Genomic DNA, 22,089 nt, shown 5'->3' with positions numbered 1-22,089 from the left:
GTTTTCCTTAAATGAACAAGTTAACGTTGCCATCCTGAGCGTCGCCCAAATACGCCGCAACGCCCGCATACTCGATGCCGTCCAGCAGTTCTTCTTGCTGCAGCCCAAGCAGATCCATCGTCATCGTGCATGCAACCAGCTTCACGTCCTGCTCCTGCGCCATCTCGATCAATTGCGGAAGCGGAACGGCGTTGTGTTTCTTGATCACGTCCTTGATCATTTTGGGACCCATCCCGGCAAAATTCATTTTGGAAAGTCCCATGTGGTTGGATCCGCGCGGCATCATTTTTCCGAACATCTTCTCTATGAAGCTTTTTTTCTTGGGCAGCAGGACATCCTCATCCTTCCGCAATGCGTTCAGCCCCCAGAAGGTGTGGAAAATCGTCACCTCATGGTCGTATGCGGCCGCACCGTTGGCGATAATATAGGCAGCCATTGCTTTGTCATAATCGCCGCTGAATAATACGATCGTTGTCTTTTTTGTTTCTGTCACGTCATGATCTCCCCCTGTAATGCGTTTATTAATAGATCCAATAGCAAAGTCTCTTATACCCCTACGGGTATTAAAACACTCAAAAAAAATTATCCCTTCTTAATCCAAAACTTCAGCACGCCGCCATCCTCTTGATGTTCCAGCATCTCGTTGCCCGTCGATTTGGCCCAAGCCGTCAAATCGCTCTTCGCGCCTTGATCCGTTGCATGAATCTCAAGCACTTGACCTTGTTCCATTTCTTTCATCTGTTTCTTTGTTTTCACGATCGGCATGGGACAGGCCAAGCCTTTAACGTCCAATAGTTTATCCGCGTTCATCATGATTCCTCCTTAAAATGGATGAGTATAAGATCTATATATACCCATGGGGGTATATTAAACGATATCGAAGGTCCTGTCAATCTTATTTGTGGTTCCAGATATTGAAATGAGGGACACTTCCCCATTATCTGCTCTTAACTAGCAGATTTACCGCTTCAACCACAAGCTTCTCCGTATCCTGCCCGGTCTCTGCGGCCTGCTGTACGCATTCCACAAGATTTGAGCTGACGACAACGCCGATCGTCCGATCGATCGCCGTCCGCGTTGCAGACAGCTGGGTGATCACTTCCTTGCAATCCTGGTTCTCCTCCATCATTTTCAGAATGCCGCGCAGCTGCCCTTCAATGCGTTTCACCCGATTCTTCATCTGATCATTGTAATCCATCTGGATCCCCCTCCTGTCTGTGTACTATTATTAGGATGCATGATTTAAAGCATATAGGTTGCATGTCCTTAATATATACCCCCATGGGTATGTTGTCAAGTTTCGGCTGCCACAGCTTCATTGAGATGAGTTCTAACTTGCCGATTAACAGACATGTCTGATATTTGTCACACCTTTTTATGCTGCCCTATGCTATGATACCCCATAGGGTATATATAATCCATTCATAATTTACACCAATTCAGGGAGGAATATTCGATGGGCAAAAAAATCGTCATTGTCGGCGGTGTAGCAGGTGGTGCCTCGGCAGCTGCCAGGCTGCGGAGATTGGATGAGAGCTCTGCCATTGTTTTAGTGGAACGCGGGGAATATATTTCGTTTGCCAACTGCGGTCTGCCCTATTATATTGGAGAAACTATAACCGACCGCAATAAGCTTATGGTGCAGACCGTACCCGGCCTTAGCCGCCGCTACGAACTGGATATTCGCAATCTCAGCGAAGTTACGTCCATTCTGCGTGATAAAAAAATGGTTACGATTAAAAACCTTGCTACCGGCGAAACCTACACCGAGAGCTATGATTATCTAATCCTGTCGCCCGGCGCGAAGCCCGTGGTGCCGGATATTCCCGGCTTGTCCGAAGCTCGTAACGTATTCACGTTACGGAATATCCCGGACACCGACCGAATCAAGCGGTACGTGGATGAAGTCCAGCCGAAGGAAGCCGTTATTGTCGGGGGCGGGTTTATCGGGCTGGAAATGGCCGAGAATCTGACGGATCGCGGCGTCCAGGTTACAGTCGTCGAAATGGCCAACCAGGTGATGGCTCCGCTGGATTACGAAATGGCGGCGATCGTTCAGTCGCACCTTAAAGAAAAAAAAGTTCGTCTGATTCTTGAGGATGGCGTAGAAGCATTTCATGACTGCGGCCAACAAATCGAGCTTTCCAGCGGCAAACGAATATCAACCGAGATGACGTTGCTTTCGATAGGCGTTCGGCCAGAGAGCATGCTGGCGTCGGCTGCCGGACTTCCCGTCAATGATCGCGGCGGAATTCAAGTTAACGAATATATGCAGACCGCCGACCCGAGCATTTATGCCATCGGCGATGCGATTGAGGTAAAGGATTATGTCCTTCAGACCCAGGCCTTTATCCCGCTCGCCGGTCCTGCCAATCGGCAGGGACGCTTGGTTGCGGATCATATCTATGGTAAAAACAATCGTTACAAAGGCACGCTCGGTTCGTCGATTGCCAAGGTATTTGATCTAACGGTTGCTGCGACAGGTGTTAACGAAAAGCGCCTAAAGCAGATGAACCTACCTTATCACGCCATCCATATTCACCCTTCGTCGCATGCCGGGTATTACCCCGGGGCGTATCCCATCTCCTTGAAGCTGTTATTCCATTCGGAAACAGGTCAAATCTATGGGGCGCAAGCGATTGGAGCAGATGGCGTGGACAAGCGAATCGATGTCATTGCTACAGCAATCAAGGGAAATCTCAATGTATGGGACTTGACGGAGCTGGAGCTTTCCTACGCGCCCCCTTATTCCTCCGCCAAAGACCCGGTTAACTATGCCGGATATGTTGCCGCCAACATCTTGGATGGCTTGGTTGAAACGGTCCAATGGCATGAAATCGACGAACTGGTTGAAAACGGTGCAACCTTAATCGACGTTCGCGAACCTAAGGAAAGGGAAGCCGGTTATATCGCAGGTTCCATTAACATACCCCTTAACGATCTGCGCAGCCGACTGAAGGAACTACCGGAGAGCGAAACGCTGTATGTGACTTGCCAGGTTGGGCTGCGCGGATATTTAGCGGCACGTATTTTGAACGAGCACGGCTTTCGGGTTAAGAATCTCGACGGCGGCTGGAAAACATACTCGTCCGTGTATAAGCCGTCCTAATCGATCCAACTTAAACTGCCTTGAATCGATGGACAACCGGATTGCTATTCAAAACAACATAAAAAAAAGCCCCGCCAATGCGGGGCTTTTTTTCTTTATTTGAAATAGATAATGGCTAAATCAGTTTATGCGCATACCATTTCTTGCCGCGGAAGCGCCATAGGAAGATCGCTCCTCGCACGCCCCATTCGCAGTTCATGGCCAGCCATACGCCAAGAATGCTCCAGCCCAGAACGATCCCCATAATATAACCGAGAATCACCCGGAATAGCCACATGGTCAGCATCGAAGTGATCGACGTAAAACGCGAGTCGCCTGCCGCACGCAGCGCCGATGGCAGAATAAAGCTTATCGACCATAGCGGAACCTGTACAAGCGTATTAATCAACAGCACCACGAACAGATCGTTCACGATTTCCGGAGGCGGGTTGAACAACCCGACCAGCGGGCGGTAGAGCGGCATCAAAATCAAACCCATCAAGGCCAGCGAGATAGCGCCAAGCCACAAAAAAGATTTGATGAACTTCCGGGCATCCGCTATATTACCGCGGCCGATGCATTGACCGACGACGGTCACAATCGTTAAAGACAACGCGCTGGCTGGAATCTGAAAGACGGCCGCAAGCGAAGATCCGATTGCGTTCGTTGCAATGGCGTACGTTCCCAGGCTGACGATAAACACTTGGGTTAACAGCTTTCCTCCGTTAAAGAACATCTGCTCGGCTGCGAACGGAAGCCCGATAAACATAATTTTGCGCAGCATCGATATCGGAAAATGAAACAGGTCCCGCAGGCGGATATGCAGCGTTGCGTCTACTTTAAACAGATAATAAAGCGCGCAGGCGGCCCCGGCAAAACGGGCGATGTTGATGGCCAGCGTCATGCCCATAACGCCCATATTCAGCAGCGTGATGAACACGATGTTCAGCAGAACGTAGAGCAGGTTCATGATCAGCGACAACGCCAGTGATGCGCGGGTCTTGCCGATACCCCTCAGCGCGCCGCAGACCGCCTGCACAATCGCAATCCCGATAAAGGAAGTGCTGCTTCCGATCAGATAAATCCGCGCACTCTCCAGCACTTCAGGCGACGCTGAGCCGAACAGCAGATTCAGCACCGGCTGGTGAAGCCCGATGATCAGCAGCGCGATCGCTAAAGCGATCATCGCCACCGAAGTTACCGTGGCGGCGGATGCCCGGGATACCATCATCGCGTTGCCGCTTCCCTTGTACTGCGCAACAACGACGGTGCCCCCAGTTGCCACTGCCACAAACACATTAATCAAGAAGATGTTCAAGGAGTCCACCATGTTCACGGCGCTGACCGCCGAAACGCCCGACGAGCTAATCATGGCCGTGTTGACCAGGTTCAACCCGATGATGAATGCCTGGTCGATCAATATCGGAAAAAATAAAGCAAAAATCTGCCGGTAGTCCATCGACTCCCCGGATAAATGATGTTGAAGCAAACCGTTCATTCGGGTTCGTAATCGAACCAACATCTGTCATCACATTCTTTTCGTTGTAATATAAAAGAAAAAACTCTTCATGCGAAGAGCTTCAGGCTTACGGTATTTAGAAATGGCTGCCGTAACCGTTCCGCTTGGGAGAGCTTACTCCCTCGCCAAGGGGACCGATACGGATGAATTCATTTGATCCCGGATAAACCCCGTCTTTGATTGGAGGATATCACCAGACCCGGGTTCTGTCAACGAATGCAAGGCACAGGAAATGACCGTAAACTGCTGATATATGGAGCTTCATGTGAGCCTGCAGGTGATAACCCTTTAAATGCTGGAACGGTGAGGAGAGAAGAGGCTTCACCTTCTGTCAGAGCCTTTAGAAGGTGACCTCTTCTGTAAAATGCCATGGATGTAATCATTGATCGTTCAGAGCGCAAACGTGTCGGCCTCCTTTTTCACTCACGCAAAATGTGAGAATTTATTTGCTGTTATCGATACAAGCGATAAGCCGTTTCTCCACATCCTGGGCAATGCCCCGCAGGGATTCAAAGGATCCATTCTCCACCATACCAATAAACGCCGAGGGTCTCGGGAGTCCGATCTTCGTTCCCCCTTCAAACCCATAAACGGCGAGTTTACAAGGCAGGAAATACCCGGCCAAGTTATTCTCGCTCAACACTTTTTTCGCCTCAACCGGATTGCATACCTCCAGTATTTCGTACTTCTGATCAAACTCGATGCCCTTCTCTTTCAATTTGTCCTGAATGCTGAATCGCCACAGCAAACCGAACTTCTCTTCGGCCAACGCTTGTTCCAATGCAGCAATGGCATCGTCTACTGACTTATCCGTTTCTACCGTATAGTGAAACATGTTTATCCCTCCAGAATGGTAAGACTTTAGGTGCGGCTGGGGTACGGTCATTCATTACTTTGTTATACAGTCAAATATAGAGTTGCGATCTACAAACCAAAAAGACAGCTTCATTCTCCTTTCCATCTTCATCCATTATGTATGCTTCACCATTGTGGAAAAGGGTATTCGAAAAATTCCGTTCAATTTTATACATTTTGCCTTCTTTCACATGACACCCCTGATCCAAAAATCTATTTTCATGGACAAGAATATACCTTGCTTTATCGATATCCAACGTTTCTTTAAGTATCATTTTATAATACCTCTATCATTATTTTTATTTTATTAACGCATTAAATATAGTGCTCATCGATTTTCTTCTCAATGTCATCCAAAAAATCTTGAAGTTTGTCCCTTAGCTCTAATTTCTCACTAAACATGAGATCCTCTTGTTCATATAAATCCAGTAATTCTCTGAAAACTATCATGTTGACTTTACACATATGATAATCACACTCTTTCTAGTTTTAGTTACTGTATAATCCAAACTTTAACATTCTTACGTCTTCCGAATTGCTTTGCCTCGTTTAGATCGTTAATAAATACATCGATTATATGACCTTTAATCGCAGATCCTGTATCTTCTACCACCCGCTCACCTACACCGTCAATGTAAACTTTTGTTCCAAAAGGAAGCACTTTCGGATCAGCTGCAATCGTCCAATTCTCCTTGGTTTGCTTTCCGGAAGCCGTAACACCATAATCGGGATCACCTGGATTTTTCCCTGTTGATTCAGGCCCATTGGTATACGCAGTTAAAGTAAACAGTATATACTGTTCCGCACTATTAATGTTCTCTTCGAACGATGCATCAATCAATTCATTCGGTTTATTATTTTTATTTTTATATTCATAGCTATCAATAAACCGTACCTCCTCTTGCCTATTTGAGCTTTGATCCTCTATTAACGAAATGGCAAATATAGTGCACATTACTAATGATACAACGGTTAATCGCATACTCTTTCTCCTTTTATGTATTTTTCAGCCACTCCAAATAACTTGATTCTACGAATTTCTTCGAGCCTTAGTGAAGGCTCGTATAGATCATATGATCATAATAAATTTCATAAATCTCATATGTGGCTGAGTATTATGTATCTTATAAATGAGTATGGGGTCTTTGACTTTTAACTTAACCAATTTTACATCGGTAAGTGGTTCTTGAAATAATTTTTCCAATGCTGATTTCTGATTCATTTGCCAATCTCTTATAAAATCATCCAGTGTATACAGCCGATTGGTTATGATCTCTCTGCGTTTATTGTTGACATACCTATTAATCACCTTACCCTCTTCACCTTCACAATCTTTAACCAGCTTTATTTTTTCATCCTCAAGTAGAAACAAGAAATTAATCATGGATATTAATTCTATAGCAGCCGGGCTTATTCGTAATTTCATAAACAAATCATCATTCATATATATATTCTCCTTCGATCATCATGTTGTCATAGTAATTCTCTGATAAGTCATATTAAAGTGGTTGGTAAATTAAGAAAACTCATTACATTGCCCTTGAAATATACTTGGCTTAGCATGAATTGGAAATAAAAATAATAATTCGTGTCGTTTATTGTAGATTCACTTTATATTCACGAACGTTTGTTCCTGTTTTTTCAATTATACGATGAATCACTTTGCGAAACAAGATAATTTTCCCAAGACTTTTTTTATATATTTCCTTTATTAATCATTTTATATAACTACGCATATGCTGTTTTAGAATCTTTAGTTTTGACATTTAATTCCGCAATCTGATCATTTTGTCGTACAATATACAAATTGTCTATTATCTGTATGTAAGACGGTTCGAATCTCTCCCCTGATTTTTCCCGATTCCGTAAAATTAATATCTTCGATGCTCAGCCACTGCGCTTGATCATGGAGCACCTTACCCTCTCTTCGTATTACAACGATCGATTTCATTTTACAAACACTCCCCCTTATAATTTCGTTTATGTTCGTCATTTCGAGCAAACAATGACTCCTTCAATACAGTATCAATGAATCACGGGAAAAAAATGATTCCATGGGGGGTTATGAATATAAAAAAAGAATAAGCTCTTTACACTTATTCTTCACCATAGACTTCTATTATTTTATCGATATTCAAAAAGTCATTTCGTATTCTTGATGCATTATAGTCGCTACTATTTTTGATTTTGGAGATATTAAATCGATCGCATACGATATCAAACGTTTCTTTATCAAACTTTCCTGTTCTTATTCTCAATTGGTTGGCCATATAGACCATGCCGGAATTACGTATATTAATAGCTGTTAGGAAGGGCTGTTGATACCATTCTCCGATTTTTTTCAATCTTCTCAGAATTAAATGTGGATCTGCTTTACCACTAGCCTTTGTATTTAACACGGCACTCCGAAATACGTATTCATTACTTACTAATTTTGAGGTTGGGGCTTTAATATTCGCTGCCGGATTTCCGTTATTTTTATAATATATCTTCTCTTCAAAAGCTCTATTTAACATTAAAATAAGTTCCTGTGATACCTCTAATTTCCTTTCAGAATACTGATCTGGACCTATATCTGTATTATTTCTCAATAACACTTTAGAATCCTCATTGCTAATATCATGAATGGTCAGATTAAGTACTTCACTATACCCCTTCCCTAGTATTCCTTCGAATATCGTTTGAATAATCGCAGAATCCTGAAAGTTGACTAACCCCCCTGTTATATCATCAATTTCTTCCTTGGAAAAAATCAGTTTATTCGTTTTATCCACAAACTTTGAATAATATTCTTGCCCAAATATGGTATCTAACGGATTTAAATTATTGGCTCTTAAATCTTCCTCTATCGCCCAACGAATATAGCTTTGAATAATGGAAGCGGACGACAAAACAGAATTCATGGTTTTCGGATTCAAATAACTAATCAAGCTCTCGATTTCATAGATATTAAAATCATAAAGATCTTTCTCGAATTGCTCCTCCAGCATTTTGGCTCTGTTCAAAACTCTCGAGAAGGTGGATAAAGTGTTTGATCTTAACCCTTTAAGAAACATTTGCTTCTGTTCTTCGTTATAGAAGCCGCTTTCGTATATTTTATTAGACACTTCGTCACCCTCTTATCAACAATTAATAAAATTAACTGAAATAATGAATCATCGCGTTGCGATTTCTATTATTGTTTATGCCTCTTCGATCTTCGAGAATCTCAAGCAGCTCTCGATTGTGGAAATCAATTTTATCTATTCTGGCTTTTATTTTATTCAGGTCGGTTTGTTGATCTTTAAAATCTTTTGCAATCCGGATATATGCGGCAAACATCAACGGATGATTAATATAGCCTTTTCGGTATTCATTCGGATTCATTATAAACTCCTGAGCGAATAAACCGGTTAGATAATTAAAGAAATCCACTAAATAGCTGGAAACTTCTTTCGCCTCCAAGGTTGTTTTGGGGTCAAAAACTTTATCAATGGCATACGACAAAATATCAAACGTTGTCAGTTGCCCAGCAACCTCGCTTATCTTGGAGCTAGAGGCAATCTTTCCTTTCAAGTCTGTCTTTTTCTGAAGATCCCTGACCACAATGTCAGAATATTTCTGAGACTTGAGTTCCTTTAATCGTTGGGGCTTCACTACGTTGATGGTGTTGATTTGCCCAAAATATTTTTTAGCTGAGTCTGTATCATAACTGCGAACAGATAAAATCATTTCTAAATCAAGATCCGGATTTATGGCTACAGCTCGCACTCCACCCTGAAGTCTGTGGAACCCATCCAGAATTGAGATTGTCGCTCTGCTGTTTATGGTTAGCGTTTTGTTTTTTTCATTATAATGTAGGGGTTCGACGTCCGTTGAATACACATTTAATGTTATCATGTCCGAAAAATATGTTTCTCGTAACATATGATCCGAGATGTCTTCGACGCTTTTCTTGTTAATATCCGGAACAGGTACTACACCGTTCTTCGTTCTCTTGAATTTTGGACTTCTCTGAGTTTCATAATCATAGGTAATCAATTGGGAATGATACATTTGGACGAGATAAGACATTTTTATTTTTGTAATATAATTCTCCAAATCGATCATAGTTACATCTACCAATTGAATCGGCAGCTGCAGAAGATGAAATCTATTTGAAGTGCCTAGATTTTTTTTGGAAAGCTCGATCTCACGATCCGAGTAATATTCATACGGGGATATTGACTGAATGCCAGTAATGGTGTATACAGCTAAACATATTAGACACAAGAGAGGAGAATCTAATGAAGCTATCCGATCATCGCCGCGGGCTATGGAGTTAATCGTACCGTTTGGAATATTGTATTTTTTTAATTCCCCATTTATTTGTTCCAGCACTTTTCTTTTATGCTTTATTTCCTCAATTACATTTTTCAATGCTTCTTCCAATTCTTCCCGATACCTATACAAACCTATTCACCTCACACGATCTTGACCGATATTTCCCTATTCGCTATTATACACAAAAAATAAAAATAATACATAAAGCAGATTAATACATATGTTGAATTTCCATGTATGGATATGGGGTAGTTGATTTGATCACCTGGTTGAACTCTGCATCAAATATTCTATATCCATGGGTCAGGAAATAGTCAAGCAAATGTGCTTTCTGAGATGTAATATTCGTTTCCTTCCATACCTCAAGCTTTTGATCAGGGGAAAAAACAACAAGCTTCTGTAACTGTATCTACGTTTCATCTGTTCACAATCTAAATTATAAATATATGGATCATTCCGAAGATATATTAACATAAATATAATAACGATGATATAATAAATTTTGATTACATAGATCTAGGGGGGAATATTTGATGGATACACAAGTTTTTATTTATAGTGTGGACACTAGTTCGTTTTATACAGACCAGGAATTCAAAATACATCGTAGACTTAACAAACGTTATCGATTAAGGAAAATACTCATTAGGATGAAGTCACAATGCATCGGAGAAAGCGAGTATCAAAATAAAGTTACACTTCTTCTATCCAAAGTAAACACAAAGATCAATCAACTTAAAGAACTATTAAAAAGTCTCATGACAAGTCATCAAGAAATAAGGCAGCTAAGGCCCGAAGTATTGACTAACAAAAAAAACATAATCTCTGTATTTGAGTCGACTTTAACTCGCACTTTAACAATGCAACAAAACTTGCTTTCAGAAGATATCATGGTTGTCCAGACGTATTATTTTGAAATTTTAAGAAGTCTAATTTACGAGGGCTATATGTATAACGGCCATAAATACATATGCTTCACAGCTAGTGCAGGACAAATACGTACGAAGAAAACACTCTTCATTAAGGAATCTATATATAATCAATACCGTGAGTCTTTAATGTGTGGGTTAACTACTGATAAAATAAACCTCCAGGGTGGCGTTAATATCAATAAATACTTAGCGTATCTGGCGCTGTGTAACAGCGCGACAGATGAATGGCATGATTTTGACATAAACAAGGCCATCGTAGTTGATGACATGGAAACAACACTCCGGAGCACAGTTGATTTTATTGATGACCAAACGTATGAAATCACAAGACAAGAGATGGATATCCCCATTGAACATACGGACGGCTGTGGTATGATCCTGCCCAAAATCAGCAAAAAAAGCATGATGATCAGACTGCCATGGGTAAAAGGCCTCCTGGTCCCTTTCCCTTTCGATAAATTTGTTCGCGAAGCCAATAAAAAAGGAGAAAAGTGCGGGATTGTGACCGATATCTACGGGAAACAATACGATATTTTAAAAGACGATATTCACATTATTTTTACAAGAAGCCAGTTCAAAATGTGGAAATATTATACATCATGGGATGAGTACAAACATCATTATCTTCAGCATCATTGTCATGCCAGTAAATGTAACGAGGAAGAGGAACAGATTGTAAACGGTAAATCCAATTATCAAATATTGCAGACCCTCACTGACTTTTCAGATGATGAATTGATGGAATTGAGCAGCAGAACCAGAGAGAAAATTATGAATATCGGCTCGGATCGAAAGACCATGCTGAAGATTCTGGGTGTTACCGGTGCTAACCAGAACAAAAATTACTTCCAGCAAGCCCTGGAGATTTATCCCGAACTTCTGAACGACACCTATAGTCGAGAAATATTGAAACAGGTCAAGAAGAGTATTGTCAAAAATGCACGAGCCGGCAAAATGGACATCAGTGGAAAGTATACTTTTATTAGCCCAGACCTCTATGCCTTTTGCGAATATTTATTTCTGGGCGACAAGAATCCAAAAGGCTTATTAGATGATGGCGAGGTCTTCTGCTCTCTTTACGATGATGAAGAAACTCTGGATTGCTTAAGAAGCCCTCATCTATATCGAGAGCATGCTATCAGAAAAAACATCAACAATAAAGAGCTTCGACGTTGGTTCACTACCAATAACCTATATACAAGCTGTCATGATCCCATCAGCAAGTTGCTGATGTTTGATGTTGATGGTGACAAAAGCCTCGTGTGCAACGATAAAACCTTGGTTAAAGTTGCCCAGCGTAATATGAACGATATCTATCCTTTATACTATAGAATGGCTAATGCGAGTGCAGAAATCATCAACAATCAGAATATCTACCGCGGCCTTACAGATGCTTATTCTGGAGGAAACATCGGAGTTATAAGTAATGATATATCCAAAATTTGGAACAGTGAAACTATCAATCTTGATGTAATCAAACTATTATGTATGGAAAATAATTTTACAATCGATTATGCAAAGACACTCTACAAACCTGAAAGACCGAAAATCAAAAAAGAGTTAATTACGGCTTACACTGCATCAAAGGTCCCTCACTTCTTCAGGTTTGCCAAAGATAAATTGCCCCATCATGTTGAAGGCGTAAACAAAAGCACAATGAACAGGCTCGCTGAGTATATCCCTAACCCAAGACTCCAATTCAAAGCACTCAATCTAGGCAGTTTCGATTATAGAATGCTGCTACATAATAAAGATCAAATCATTCCTTTAAATGAAGAAATCATTAGAAAATACACGGAACTGGACTTGCAAAAAAGATTCATGGAACTGGGCACCCTGGATCATTATGACTCTGCTGAAAATCTGTATGTCTATTTAGATATTCGAGAGCAGCTTATGGCACTAAACAATAATCCAAAAGAACTGGTCGATATGCTTGTTGAATATTTATACCAGCACAAGAACAGCAGCTACAAAACTACATTATGGTCAAGTTTTGGAGACATCCTGGTTCAAAATTTGAAAAACAATATGATCACTACATATACTGATGCATCCATACTTTGCGATAGCTGTGGTATAAGAATAAAATCAACCCATCACCGAAAGACCTACTGCGATGCCTGTTCATTGGAGAAGGAAAAGGAACGTAAAAGAATCGCATGGCACAAATATAAAAATAAATATAATAACACTAGCGAAATAAAATAATATCAACAAACCCGTATGGACATTGGCTTATTGAACCGTGCATCTCCGCAAAATAAATTTTGGAAATTGTAATGTTCCCCCGTACTACAAGGGATTTAACGATTTGTCCTCATTTTCCTAATCGTATTTAAGGGAGAGCAGGTGAATGACTGAATTCGATTTGATTCTGATTTCAGTTCACTCGCTTTCCCTTTATTCATATATTCCATATCATCGTTTACGAAAGGAGGCTGAGCCTAATTTGAACAAAAAGGATCTGATTCAAGCCGTAGCGTCCCATACCGAATATCCCAAAAAAGACATTGAAGACATCGTAAATGGTGTCTTTAATGAGATTACAAATGCTCTGTACTATGGTGAGGAAGTAAATATTTCTTCATTTGGAAAGTTCATTGTAAAAACAAGGACCACCCGAAAAGTCCGTAATCCACAGACTGGAGAAATCATGGACATTCCAGCTGCCAACGTCCCTGTGTTTAGACCAGCTCAAAAACTGAAAAGCGCTGTTCTATAGTGATTATTTTTTGCAATAAAATAAATATATACTTCGAGGAATTATGATTATCGATCGCTTAAGAGCATTTCTTGGTAAACCTCATCTGTTCAATGCTGATATTCCTGTTTACTCCCCTACCCTTTCAGAAATAGCGGACATCGGAGAAATTGAATATTCCATACATATGACCCTCTGTTCATTCAATACCCGAACCATTCTGGTTAACTTATTTGGTCTTTCTGAAACGGATATCATCAGGCTTATGGATGAAGATCCTTACGACTTGCTTACAAGCCATCCTTCGATTCCTAAGTACATATCGAAAGCCTACTCCTTCTTTGTCAAAGATAACGTTTCTTATCATCCGGTTGCTAAAACCTTTAATTTAGGTGACAAAGTTCTGGTTAACTCAGACAATTACATGGAAATGTACAACGTTATTAAAGAACTGAATGGTTTAAAGGATTCGAAAGAATCCCCTGCAAAGTTCAAGAATAATAAGGCTAAAGAATTATTTGAGAAAATGAATGCCCTTAAAACAAAAAACGCTAAAAATACGGGGTTGGATATCAAAGATATCCTCTCCATTATTTGCTGCGCAGAAGGTAACGGCATTCATGTATTCAATGCATCCAATCTCACCGTCTATCAGATGTATGAGCATTTTGAACGAATTAACTTAAAGGAAAACCATAACAGGCTGCTGCCCGTCTGGGCTAACGGCTATCTCAAGGAAAACTCCCAGCTACCTGAATGGTTAGTAAGAACAAAATTCTAATAAAAAATCTATTTATGATCCTTAGGAGGAAATAACTATGCTAAACCTTGGTAAATACGGTTCCCGTGATATTCTTAAACTTCAAATCTTCGATTACACTACAAAAAAGCCGATTATGACGTTTGACTACGCAAATACAGCTTCCCAAGAAATGACCTCTTCTCGAGTTTATGCGATGGGTGCCGGCGCACGTCGTATCGCCTGGGATGGTGAGAAAACGGCAAAATTAACCATGGAAACCCAACTCTTCTCCATGCAGCATCTTGCGATGCTGGCAGGCGAGGAAATCCGTAAAGGTAAACAAAACATCTACAAAACAGAAGTGATTACCGTTCAAGACAATGGTACTGGTACAAAACAAGTGACGCTATCCAAGCCACCGGTTGGAACCGTTAATGAAGTCAGCGTCCATCCATATATCAATGGAATTAGCACGGATGCTGCCCAAACGATTGCTTCGATCACCGGGAATGTCGTAGAACTCGATGCTTCTGCAACCGTAGCTGTTGGTGATGAAGTTGAGGTTTACTACCAATTTGAAGCAGCAGAGGCGAATACGCTCTCCTTTACAGCTACTGGATTCCCTAAATATGTCTATATGGTTGGAGATACTTCCTACACCGACGAAGTAACCGGTGAAATTGTTGGTGCACAAATCGTATATCACAAGGCTAAAATTGATCCGAACTTTACAATCAGTATGTCGGCAACAGGCGATCCTAGCTCTCTGAGCCTGGTATTCGACCTCTTCCCTAAGAAAATTGAAGATGTGGATACCATCATTGATATGGTAATTTACGAAGACTAATCCGTTACTGGAAGGAGATAGGGCTTACGCCTTGTCTCTTCCCTATTTATAAGACATTTCATAGAGTCTTCTTCGAACAAGAACACTGTACCAAGTGTCTTAACAGACACCAAAAATGAACCTTAAGGGAGAATCATAACATGACAGCAAAAAAGCCAACTAAAAAACTAACGGCACAGGCGTTAAAGAAACTTGAGGGCGAGTTGAACACGAATAAAACCATCTCTATTCTGAATGACACGTACGAGGTCAATATTCAGCAGGTTTTTCGTGAATCTCATGTAGAAGCTGTAGTCATCCAGTATCTCGCTCTTTTGCAAGAGTTGAAAAACCGATCGGATTTGAATGACATGCTTATTGCAGGAACGATCGGATTATTGAACAGTCTCATTATCAAGGAATTCACCAACATTCCTTATCCACAATGCAAATCGATAGAAGATCACATCAGGGTCTCATACGTTCTACTCGATACCGGGATCATGAATGAAGTATTCGACTCCTTTATTCCAGAGGAGCTACGGAAGATAGAAGATAAATTCAAATCAACAAACCAGAACCTAGGAGAAATTCTTGGCGAGTTAGCCCTAGCCTCCTCCCTTGCATAATCGATTTTTATTTTAACGAAGGAAGTGAACATGGATTTATGGCCGATGATTTGAAGATTTTTATTTCAGCACGCCTGGATATGAACCAGTCAATAAAAGATATTAACAAGCAAATCTTAGCGCTATCCACCAATCCAAACTTAAGAAAATTGCAAATCGACATAGCGCTCGATAACGCTAAAGTAAAAACAATAAGAAGTATTACGACTGCAACTGACAAACTTAATGCAGTACTGCTCTCGCAAAACAAAGCAATCTCAAACAATGTATCTGCATATAAGCGTCTTAAAACGGTTCTGGGAAGCATCAATAGAAATATGCATTCTCAAAATGAATTGATCCAAAAATCAATAATGGCACGTGAATCGAATAAAAATGCTTTGCAATCCGAAACTACACAATATGAGAAGCAAAAACGAACAATTCAGGGACTCAATAAACAAACTCAAATATTAGCAGCTACCCGAAGAACCTTAGCTACCACATCTGCAAATCATGGCTCAGTTCCGGGTCAATCTTCAGCCAGTAACCCAAATAATCAAGGTGGAGTAGTCCAAAACACAGGACCGTCGCTAGTGAGGAGAATGGAAAATTGGAATATTGCGACGGAAGCTCTTAGAATTCCCTTACAACTGTTACAAAGTGGTGCCAAGTATGTTAATGAGCTGGATACCGCCATGTCGAATCTAACCAGAGCTACGAATGCTTCATCCATTGAAATTCAAAATTTCCTTGGAGATGCTAATGCCGTGGCGAACGAAATCGGCGGTCTAACTGTAAATGTCATCAATTCAGCCACGGAATGGGCGAATTTAGGATATTCTATTAATCAGTCTAAGGCTCTTGCTAAACAAACACTGGTGCTGCAAAATGTCGGGGACTTTGACTCAGTTGAGCAAGCTTCCAAAGCTCTTCTGTCTACAATCAAAGGTTTCGGGATTGAGGTCGATAATGAAGGAAAGAACGTAGCGAACATCGTTGATATCTATAATGAAGTAGGAAACAGATTCGGCATCACCTCTCAAGGTATCAGTGAAGCCATGAACAGCTCAGCTACGAGTCTGAACGCGGCCGGTAACACGATAGAAGAATCCGTAGCCATGATAACAGCCGCGAACACTTCTATTCAGGATTCAGGGAAGATTGGCGAAGGGTTGGATACCATCTCGAAACGTTTACGAGGAATTGGCGAAGACGGTGAAGGACTGACGGAAATCCTCCCTTCAATCGAATCGAAGTTTGCTTCTATGGGCCTCACACTAAAAAAAAGCGACAACACCTATAAAAGTACATATGAGATTTTTCAGGAGCTATCCTCGGTTTGGAATCAACTCTCCTCTGCTGAGCAGTTAGATGTCACGCAACTTATTGGCGGAGATCAACAAGCCGTTGCTGCAAGCATCCTTTCCAATTGGCAAAATGCACAAGGGGCTTTACAAGCCGGACTTCATTCCTTCGGAAGCGCAGCCCGTGAAAATGAAATTTATCTGGACTCGTTACAAGGCCGAATTGCTGCCTTCACGAATGCGGCCAACTCTTTTTGGAGCAACAGTTTATCTTCAGACTTCTTAAAAGGCGTCGTGGATGCTGGTACTGGGTTAATTAAATTCCTAGATAACTTGGGGAATACGACCGTATTGGTCACTGGACTTCTAATAACTTTTAGGCATAAAGCCATCGGAGATTTAATATCAGGTGCGGGACAGGCTATTCTGGCCCTGTTTGGTGTACGGAAAGCGATCGAGACCACCGGAGTTGCTGCCAATACAACTGCCGTTGCTCTTACAGGTATGCAGAGAGCACTCGGAATCTTTGGTGTATTAATGTCTGTGGGTTCACTCATTTACTCAATTTTTAATCAAATTAGCAATAGCGCTTCCAAAAGTTCTGAGGAATTTGATAATCTTAAACAAAACATTGAGGAATCAACTCAAAACATAACACAGCTTCAGGGTCTAAACGAACAATATAAAGCGGGGAACAAATCGCAAGAAGAGTTATTATCTATTCGCCAGCAAATGGCGGGAATAATGCCCGAAATCGTATCTTATTATACTTCCGAGGGCGAGGCAGTATATAAAACAGCACAAGAAATTGATGAATTAATTGAAAAAGAACGTAGATTAAATGCCGAGAGAAAGCAAAATCTTGTCGATGGTGGTTTTGAATCATTAATTGAACCAATTGATAATATTGAAAGTAGCCGAAAAGAAATCAATAAAAAAGAACCGAAATTCAATGAATTTTCAGCTCAGGCAGAAGCTCTACCTATAATATTATCATTTAGTCTTAAAGAACTTGATGACTCGAGTGAATATGACGATCGTATAGCGGAACTTAAAGACAAAGTTCAATCAATATTCTCAAAACATGATTCAATTCCAGATCCAGGTTGGGTAGATAATATTCTAAGAGAAGATAAAATTGATGAGACTTTATCAAGAGTAAGAACCTCTCTTAAAAGTACATCAGCTGAAATAGCTTCAGAGAATCAAAAAATTGAATCAGAGTTAGAAAATTTTAAGACAATATTTAACGCAGCCAACGAAGTTGCACTTTACAACTTGGGGAATACAGATAAAACGACTGAGTTGTTTATGAATAAATTCTCTGATGCTTTCCTAACTAAAAATGCAAACTCAATTAATAAAGATAATTATAAAAAAATAATACTACAATATGAGAATCTATCAAAAGAGCTTGCTAAACAAATAGACACAAACAAAATAGACTTATCAAAAATGTTTGAGACAGGCAATGTTTCTGAACTTGCCCCCCTACTCAATAATGTTGCTGGCGAATTGATAGATGTTTCGCAATTATTGGATCAATTCAAAAGCCAAACATATAATGATAAGTTTTCAGCTTCGATGGAAGAAATCAATCAAAAATATGAATCAGCAGCAGATAAAGTATCAGTTTACAACAAGTTATTGGCAGATAATTCATCTGAGACTGGGTTAAATGCCAAAGAAGTAGAGGAATTAATTAAGAAGGACAGGTCGTTAATTGATCTCTTCGAAATTGAAAATGGGCATATTAAACTGAATACCAAACTAGTTAATGAAAAGAGAAATACTGAAATTCAAGCCTTCAAAGAAATTGCTGCGGCTCGTAAACAAGACCTCGCTGATCAAAATAGTGTGTTGATGGATAAACTGAAAAGTTGGGGAGTTGAGTTCTCAGCACTAGATACGCTTGCTGGATTGGAAGAGGCAAGAGCAACCATCAATGACCATAAACCTTCGAATTGGCAAGACATAAGTCCAGATAGTCTAGGTAGAAACGATAGCGTTGAAGATCTGAACAATTACAATAAAAAACAGAGAACGAAAGCTCTTGATTTTGTAGAGCAATATTATCTTCTATCCAAGGAATTGGGAATATTATCGAGCTCACTAGATAATGTTGGGACATCAACCGAAAAAACAAATAAAAGTACGAATGAGTCAAATAATACATTCAAAGAAACAAAAACCCTACTCGAAACAACCAATGTAAAGATACAAAAAATACAGAGCAGCATAAATCTGCTGCATTCCGAACGAAGTAAGTACAATAAAGGATCAAAAGAATATCGAAAGTCATTAATGGAAGAAATCTCACTGTTGGAAAGACAAAAAGAGATCATTGATGAGTCGATTGTTAGTGCTCAAAAATCAGAAAAATCAACTAAGAACACTAAATCTACCACAAAAACTAATTCTTTAACACAAACGAAATATTATGATCAAATTAATAAGTATGCTGAACAATATCTCGTAAATCCTAATCTGATAGCAGCAATTATAAAAACTGAAAGCTCATTTAATCCAACTGCCAGATCAGCAGCTGGTGCACAAGGATTAATGCAGCTTATGCCAGCCACTGCAAAATCCCTCGGTGTTAATAACAGCTATGATCCTGCACAAAACATAGAAGGCGGCACAAGGCATTTTGCTCGACTTTTGAACAAATATAAAGGCGATGTCGAGCTAGCTCTATATGCGTACAATGCTGGAGAAGGAAACGTTGATAAGTGGATAAAGAGCGGACAAATCAACAACATCCCTTTCAAAGAAACTAAAGCCTATGCTCCTAAGGTACTGAAAGCATTTAATGAATATAACACCAATACTAATCATGTTACTGCAACCCAAGACTCTTCGGACGATGTATCTGAACTTCAAGCCAAATCTAAAGAGAAAGATTCCGAAATCTATAAATTGAGAGTGGAGTTCATTCAAAGTACAATTGTAGAATCAGACAACCGATTAGAAAAGATCGATAATAATATCGCTAAGTCTAAGAATAAACAATCCACACATGATAACCTCTCAACAGAATGGCGAAAAGAAGAAATGTCCCAAATAAGCTATATGGAACAAAGACAGAAGGAATTATTTAATCAAAATGAGAAGACCTCCAGACTAGTAAAACAAAAGAAGATTACAGGCGGGGAATTCCAACAACAAATCGATCAAAACAATCTCGAGATAGAAAAAATTGAAACGGAGATTCAAGAAAAACGTTACGCCGTTCTAGTCAGCAGCCTTGATCAATATGAGCAAAAACGGAAACAAGCCTCACTAAAGATCGAGGCATCTGAAACGAGGAGTTCCTTTTTAGACTCCGCATCTCCTGCATATCGCAAAGAACTTGAAGATCAACTAACGTTGAAGCAAGAAATTAACAAACAAAATGAAGCCGAGATCCAAACCATTAATGAAAAGTTACAAAATACAAAGCTTCTCCCCAAAGATGTCGCTGCTCTTAAAGAAAGATTGGAATTGCTTGAAGGACACAAACTTTCGGTCCAAGTCGAGATAGATGACATTAAAGGTGATATCATAGAAAGCCAGCTTGAAGAATATTCCGATAAAATTAGGGATAAAGATGCTGAGATCAAGATCATTCAGGATAACCTTCGTAATTTAGAAAAAGGCACCCCAGAATATACGCAAGAATTAATGAAACAAATCCCGCTCATACAAGACAAAATCAGGCTGAATCAAGCCGAGATTGCCTATCTGGAAGCTCAAACGAAAAGAACGGATATTAGCATTGCTAAGCGAAAAGAATATAACCAATTGTTAGTAGAGGCTAAAGAGAATAATCGTTCACTGATGCAAGACGAAAGATCGATCCGAATGGAAATTGCCGATGGAATCATCGAGGATTACAAGAAGGCCATCAATAAGCAAAAGGAGCTTGAACTTTCCGCTATTGACGAAAAGATGAAGGCTGAGGACGAACGCCATAAAGAAGCGATTAAACATCTTGATGATGAATATAAAACGTTTGAAAAGTATATTAATGCCCAGTTGAAGGCTATGGATCGACAGAACGCCTCGGACGATTACGATAAGGAATTAGCCAAGAAACTCAAAGAAAGACAAGAAATTATCGATAAAATAAACGTTCTGCAGCTCGACAATTCAATGGAAGCTAAGGCGAAACGTAAGGATTTACAGGGGCAACTGGATGCCAAAAATGAGGAAATCGACGAATTTAAATTACAACGGGATCGGGAAACGTCAAAGCAAACTCTCCAAGATTTGTTGGATGATCGCAAGGAATATCTGGATCAGGTGCGGACCCATGAAGACGATCAATACGAAGAATCACGTGAGAAAAACGAACAAGAGAAAAAAGATATTGAATGGAAATATAATTCCATGCTTAACGATGAGAAGAATTTTTACCGGATTAAGCAAGGACTTCTTAGTGAAGACAAAGCTGTTGTCAAAGCAACGACAGAGGAAATAAAGCTATTTTACACGCAATTATATGCTGAGCTCGAGCAAGCCTTGATTAACCATAAAACCATCACGCAGCAAGAATATAACAACATAAGAGATAGCTTCAACCAAAGTAATGGTACTCTCGATCATTACGGTAATAACGGTGGCACTACAGGCGGTACCAATGGACATGCAGCGGATTCTACAATCACACCAGACGTAGCTAAAGCTTGGTCAAATTATCTTGGCAACAAAAAACTGGCTGAAGAACATCAGAGAGAAAGAATGAAGTATAAAAAAGGTTCCCCCGACTATGAAAAAATATCCAATCGGATTAAAGAGTTAAGTGAGGAGAACCAAAAGTACCGGAACACTTATAAATTTAAAGACGGTTCTTATGAAGAATTAAAGGGATTTACCGGCTCATCAATATTCAATGCAGCTTCTGGCGGCATGACCCCTGCCTGGGGCTCGGAAGGCAAGTTCCTCCTTGCTCATGAAAAAGAATTGATACTAAATAAATCAGATACTTCCAATCTCCTTAAAATTGTTGGCTTTACTAGAAAGATTATTGATTCCATTAAAGGAAGCTTTAATCATGATACCTTCAAAGCAAGCTCTACCTCAACCGTAACAGACAACAGTATCAGAATTGACAATGTATCCATACATGCTGACAACCAAGATACGGGTACAAGCCTTCTGCAGAAATTTGAAACTGCCCTTCATACTAAGCTTAAGCACCGGACGATATAAATTTAATGCTTCT

General features: G+C 40.3%; 17 protein-coding genes. 7 read left to right on the top strand and 10 right to left on the bottom strand.

Annotation, left to right across the window (positions count from 1 at the left end; genetic code table 11):
- Positions 1-7 precede the first annotated feature (7 nt).
- The 3 genes from RB297_RS00785 to RB297_RS00775 all read right to left on the bottom strand — a co-directional run bounded on the left by RB297_RS00785 (position 8) and on the right by RB297_RS00775 (position 1,198).
- Entirely contained in the window at positions 8-493 is a 486-nt protein-coding gene (locus RB297_RS00785; RefSeq protein ID WP_015734628.1) for a DsrE/DsrF/DrsH-like family protein, read from the bottom strand.
- Positions 494-582: 89 nt separating this feature from the next.
- Positions 583-810, bottom strand: a complete 228-nt coding sequence (locus tag RB297_RS00780) for a sulfurtransferase TusA family protein (protein ID WP_096773341.1) — start codon at positions 808-810, stop codon at positions 583-585.
- 127 nt (positions 811-937) lie between these two features.
- On the bottom strand, positions 938-1,198 hold the full coding sequence (locus tag RB297_RS00775) for a metal-sensitive transcriptional regulator (protein ID WP_009591350.1): 261 nt from the start codon (positions 1,196-1,198) through the stop codon (positions 938-940).
- Positions 1,199-1,456: 258 nt separating this feature from the next.
- Here RB297_RS00775 and RB297_RS00770 point away from each other — a divergent pair, with 258 nt between their 5' ends.
- Entirely contained in the window at positions 1,457-3,109 is a 1,653-nt protein-coding gene (locus RB297_RS00770) for a CoA-disulfide reductase (protein ID WP_375119475.1), read from the top strand.
- A 115-nt stretch (positions 3,110-3,224) separates the two neighbouring features.
- Here the strand turns inward: RB297_RS00770 and RB297_RS00765 are convergent, their stop codons facing one another.
- The 7 genes from RB297_RS00765 to RB297_RS00735 form a co-directional block, all read right to left on the bottom strand.
- The gene (locus RB297_RS00765; RefSeq protein ID WP_277748598.1) at positions 3,225-4,610 is read right to left on the bottom strand and encodes an MATE family efflux transporter; all 1,386 of its coding nucleotides are present in this window, start codon (positions 4,608-4,610) and stop codon (positions 3,225-3,227) included.
- A 439-nt stretch (positions 4,611-5,049) separates the two neighbouring features.
- Positions 5,050-5,442 (bottom strand): DUF302 domain-containing protein, encoded by a 393-nt coding sequence (locus tag RB297_RS00760; RefSeq protein ID WP_375119474.1) that lies wholly within the window; start codon positions 5,440-5,442, stop codon positions 5,050-5,052.
- Positions 5,443-5,512: 70 nt separating this feature from the next.
- Positions 5,513-5,737 (bottom strand): hypothetical protein, encoded by a 225-nt coding sequence (locus RB297_RS00755; RefSeq protein ID WP_090910796.1) that lies wholly within the window; start codon positions 5,735-5,737, stop codon positions 5,513-5,515.
- Between the two features lie 218 nt (positions 5,738-5,955).
- Entirely contained in the window at positions 5,956-6,444 is a 489-nt protein-coding gene (locus tag RB297_RS00750) for a 3D domain-containing protein (RefSeq protein ID WP_375119473.1), read from the bottom strand.
- An 87-nt stretch (positions 6,445-6,531) separates the two neighbouring features.
- Complete coding sequence (locus tag RB297_RS00745) at positions 6,532-6,906, bottom strand: hypothetical protein (RefSeq protein WP_375119472.1); 375 nt, start codon at positions 6,904-6,906, stop codon at positions 6,532-6,534.
- Between the two features lie 652 nt (positions 6,907-7,558).
- Positions 7,559-8,569 carry a phage lytic cycle repressor MrpR family protein gene (locus RB297_RS00740; protein WP_375119471.1) on the bottom strand — a complete coding sequence of 337 codons (1,011 nt, stop codon included), beginning with the start codon at positions 8,567-8,569 and terminating at the stop codon, positions 7,559-7,561.
- A gap of 31 nt (positions 8,570-8,600) precedes the next feature.
- Positions 8,601-9,872, bottom strand: a complete 1,272-nt coding sequence (locus RB297_RS00735) for a DNA sulfur modification protein DndB (RefSeq protein ID WP_375119470.1) — start codon at positions 9,870-9,872, stop codon at positions 8,601-8,603.
- 425 nt (positions 9,873-10,297) lie between these two features.
- Between RB297_RS00735 and RB297_RS00730 the strand changes: the two genes are divergently transcribed.
- The 6 genes from RB297_RS00730 (at position 10,298) to RB297_RS00705 (ending at position 22,076) form a co-directional block, all read left to right on the top strand.
- Entirely contained in the window at positions 10,298-12,907 is a 2,610-nt protein-coding gene (locus RB297_RS00730; protein ID WP_375119469.1) for an RNA dependent RNA polymerase, read from the top strand.
- A gap of 145 nt (positions 12,908-13,052) precedes the next feature.
- Entirely contained in the window at positions 13,053-13,421 is a 369-nt protein-coding gene (locus RB297_RS00725; protein WP_375119468.1) for an HU family DNA-binding protein, read from the top strand.
- A 43-nt stretch (positions 13,422-13,464) separates the two neighbouring features.
- Positions 13,465-14,181: a hypothetical protein gene (locus RB297_RS00720; RefSeq protein WP_375119467.1), complete on the top strand. Its 717-nt coding sequence runs from the start codon at positions 13,465-13,467 to the stop codon at positions 14,179-14,181.
- Between the two features lie 37 nt (positions 14,182-14,218).
- Positions 14,219-14,989: a hypothetical protein gene (locus RB297_RS00715; RefSeq protein ID WP_090910804.1), complete on the top strand. Its 771-nt coding sequence runs from the start codon at positions 14,219-14,221 to the stop codon at positions 14,987-14,989.
- 140 nt (positions 14,990-15,129) lie between these two features.
- Positions 15,130-15,597 carry a hypothetical protein gene (locus RB297_RS00710; protein ID WP_375119466.1) on the top strand — a complete coding sequence of 156 codons (468 nt, stop codon included), beginning with the start codon at positions 15,130-15,132 and terminating at the stop codon, positions 15,595-15,597.
- 38 nt (positions 15,598-15,635) lie between these two features.
- Entirely contained in the window at positions 15,636-22,076 is a 6,441-nt protein-coding gene (locus RB297_RS00705) for a phage tail tape measure protein (protein WP_375119465.1), read from the top strand.
- Positions 22,077-22,089: the final 13 nt, after the last annotated feature.

Source organism: Paenibacillus sp. CR_12 (assembly GCF_041953985.1).
Classification (GTDB): Bacteria; Bacillota; Bacilli; order Paenibacillales; family Paenibacillaceae; genus Paenibacillus_AQ; species Paenibacillus_AQ lautus_A.
This window is presented reverse-complemented; position numbering and strand designations above follow the sequence as displayed.